Genomic DNA, 966 nt, shown 5'->3' with positions numbered 1-966 from the left:
GCAAGGTCTGACAGAAGAGTCCTGAAGTGGATTCCCGAAGTTTGCCGGTTGTGCGATGAGGGTGGATGCGCAGCGGTATCTCAATCAGCCTTTCCCCATGCGACCGAGACCGGCTCGATCGGATCATCAAGGACCGCAAATCGGCGCAGAAGCATTCATGGCGCGCCGAGATCGTGGTCCTGACGAGCGAGGGTGTCGGCACCAACGAGATCATGCGGCGAACTGGGACTTCGAAGACCTGCGTATGGCGATGGCAAGAGCGCTTCATGCAAGAAGGAGTCGAAGGACTGCTTCGCGACAAGACCCGTCCGTCGCGGATCCCGCCCCTGGCTCCCGAGGTGACCGACCGGGTCGTTGCTCGGACGCTCGAAGATCCGCCCGGCGAGACCACCCATTGGACGGCGCTGATGATGGCGAGCGAGGTTGGGATCAGCGTCAGTTCGGTGCAGCGGATCTGGCGATCTCATGGCCTGCAACCCCACCGCGTTCGCCAATTCAAGCTATCGAATGATCCGAAGTTTGTCGAAAAGCTTCGCGATGTCGTCGGGCTATATGTCTCGCCGCCCGCGCACGCGATCGTGCTGTCATTCGACGAAAAAAGCCAAATCCAAGCGCTCGATCGCTCGCAGCCTGGCCTCCCGCTCAAGAAGGGACGGGCCGGAACCATGACCCACGATTACAAGCGCAATGGCACAACCACGCTCTTTGCTGCGCTCAACGTGCTCGATGGCACCGTAATCGGCCGCAACATGCAGCGGCACCGTCATCAGGAATTCATCCGTTTTCTGAACCTGATCGAAGCACAGGTGCCCGCAGGAAAGGCGATCCACGTCATCCTCGATAACTACGCTGCCCACAAGCATCCCAAAGTGCGCGAGTGGCTCGGCCGGCACCCGCGCTTTACCTTCCACTTTACGCCAACCTCATGCTCATGGCTGAATGCCGTTGAGGGCTTCTTCGCCAAGC

At 59.8% G+C, this 966-nt stretch carries 1 protein-coding gene; it reads left to right on the top strand.

Features of this window, described 5'->3' with window-relative positions:
• Positions 1 to 65: 65 nt before the first annotated feature.
• Positions 66 to 966 (top strand): IS630 family transposase (locus tag LH128_RS27675; protein WP_008833008.1); only part of this gene is annotated, 901 nt, incomplete at its 3' end.

Source organism: Sphingomonas sp. LH128 (assembly GCF_000293195.2).
Classification (GTDB): Bacteria; Pseudomonadota; Alphaproteobacteria; order Sphingomonadales; family Sphingomonadaceae; genus Novosphingobium; species Novosphingobium resinovorum_A.
Note: the sequence above shows the minus strand (reverse complement) of the source record. Positions and strands in the feature narration are given on the sequence as shown.